The following is a 2133-nucleotide window of genomic DNA, read 5'->3' on the forward strand; positions in this document are numbered from 1 at the left end:
GCGGTCGTCAGGTCGCTCAGGTGGTAGTGAAAGGTTGGCGTGTAGCGCTGGAGCGCGGCAGGCAGATCGAAGAGGGCTTGGAAGTCGGTCGCGACCGTCCAGCGTTGCGTGCCATGGTAGACCACAATGGGCAAGATGGGGGCGAGCGGGCGCTGCTGGCGCTGCATGGCATCCCAGCTTTGCACCATGTAGCGCAACACCTGCAGCGGGGTCAGGTGGTCTACCGAGCTCTTATGTTCAAAGAGGATACAGACGAAGGCCTGCGCGTCAGTTTCGCGCAGGGGCACTGCAAAGAGCAGATCGGAGAAGTGTTCTTTCAGAGTGGCATCAACGAATGAATCCTTCACTGGCTGAATGTGCGCGAGATCGAGGTGTTCTACCACCTCAGCAGGCAGAAAGTGGCGCAGAAACTGTGCGGCATCCTCGGGTTGGCCCAAGGCCATTTTGAAGAACTTGTCGTGTGGGTTGGTGAGGTCGGTCATTGCGGCTACTTTACATGGAAGCTTCGTTCAGATGATTACAAATCCAGCCGTAACTGCGCTGCCGCATCGTCCGGCGGCGTCAGTCGTGGTGGTGGTACTCCGCGCAGGGCCGCATCGAGGAGGTCGGAAATCGCCAGTTGTTTTGCCCAATGGCGCAAGTACGCCGTATCGAGCGTATCACCCTGCGTTGCCAACACAGCCTGAACATCGCTCCATTGACGATCAAGGATACCCTGTGCCATGCGATACCAGTCCAGTTTAAGCAGAATAATATCTTCTGGACTGACAAAGTAGGCTTGTCGCTCAGGGTTGATTGCGACAATCTGGGGGATGCGCCGTGCGAACTGCGCACGCTCATACGGACGGTCTGATGCGATGAAGAGATCGACGCGAAAGAAGCTGTTGCGGTGTACGAGGTTGCAAGACGCCCGCTGCATAGGACTATTGTGGAGTGAGGGTGCTAAGGTGATGGCATCATACAGATCGCTAAGCTGGACGAAAAACTCCGCTTCGATCTGCAAAACAAAGGGTCGTGCCTTGGTAGCAGGTAACGCAGCGAGGATGTCTACATCACGAGTGGCTCGTGGCTCACCATAGGTCGAACTTGCGAACGAGCCGCCAACGCAATACATAACCCCGAGCGCATCTAGCGCATCGGTAATGAAGAGAAGAACTTCATTCGGTTGCATCAATATGTCCGTCAGCATGAGGGCCATAAACGCGCTCAGCAAGCTCTGCACCCAGCCAGCGAGTCGCCAAGCGACGCTGGAGTTGTGCATCCGACTCGGTCGGATGGCGTCTTCGCAAATCACTCAATGCCAGGATTTTAAGCGCCGCATTAAGATCATTAATGGCTTGTAACTTCTGCCATGATGGGGCTGTGCGCCAATATTCAAGCAGCAGTTTGCTCGTTGCCAATGAGCTATCTGAGCCATGTGACGCTATCATTTCACCCCCTTTTGCTCGCAGGAACGGCGTTCCTCAACCCATCAACACTGTTCATACAATACCCGGCCCTTCGCCACAATCTCACTACGCACAAAGGAGCGTTCTTGCGCCAATTGACGAAACTCGGCTGGCGTATAGACGAAACTGTAGGCGACGCTCTTGCGCCGTCTGGTTTACGTTGCTTGGCGAAGGTTGCTTTGCGTTATTCATCGCTTGATACCTGCTCCCCGCTCCCCAACACTACCCCGCCTCATCCGCCAGCCACGCCCGCAACTCCGCAACATTCTCGGTATGCTCAATGACATCGGCGAGCAACTGGAGTAGTGCGACATCTTCAATGGTCGTGATCGTTTGCATCAGGGCTTCGCCCTCGGTGCCGAATTTGCACTTCAAGGAGAGGCGGATGCCCTTTTGCAGGCCGATCAACTCGCCCTTTTGCAGGCCGATTTGCTTACCCTGCCGCAAGCCCTTTTGCAAGCCGATTTGTTCACCCTTTTGCAGGCCAATTTGTTCACCCTCTTGCATGCCGAGTTGCTTACCCTTTTGCATGCCTTGCTCAATCAATTCTTCGGCAATGGTACCCATGAGCGCACCTCCCAAGGGAATGGTTGTCCCTACCACGTCAATGATCTCTTGCAGCGTCACATGCTTGCCAGCGGCGGCGAGGTAGCGCAGCAGCGTCAGCATATCGTCCTGACCGGAG

The 2133-nt window shown here is 55.4% G+C and carries 3 protein-coding genes and 1 pseudogene; all 4 read right to left on the minus strand.

From position 1 onward, the window contains the following. The coding region (locus tag CJ255_RS21770; protein ID WP_165774884.1) for an Rpn family recombination-promoting nuclease/putative transposase at positions 1 to 482 on the minus strand (482 nt) is incomplete at its 3' end. A gap of 35 nt (positions 483 to 517) precedes the next feature. Then, positions 518 to 1171, minus strand: coding sequence for a hypothetical protein (locus CJ255_RS21775; RefSeq protein ID WP_097646170.1), 654 nt, complete (start codon positions 1169 to 1171; stop codon positions 518 to 520). Continuing rightward, the gene (locus CJ255_RS21780; RefSeq protein WP_097646171.1) at positions 1158 to 1430 is read right to left on the minus strand and encodes a hypothetical protein; all 273 of its coding nucleotides are present in this window, start codon (positions 1428 to 1430) and stop codon (positions 1158 to 1160) included. The genes CJ255_RS21775 and CJ255_RS21780 overlap by 14 nt, the downstream gene beginning before the upstream one ends. 240 nt (positions 1431 to 1670) lie before the next feature. Beyond that, positions 1671 to 2133 (minus strand): annotated as a pseudogene (locus CJ255_RS23895) (hypothetical protein); the annotation flags it as partial.

It is taken from the genome of Candidatus Viridilinea mediisalina (assembly GCF_002532535.1).
Lineage (GTDB): Bacteria > Chloroflexota > Chloroflexia > Chloroflexales > Chloroflexaceae > Viridilinea > Viridilinea mediisalina.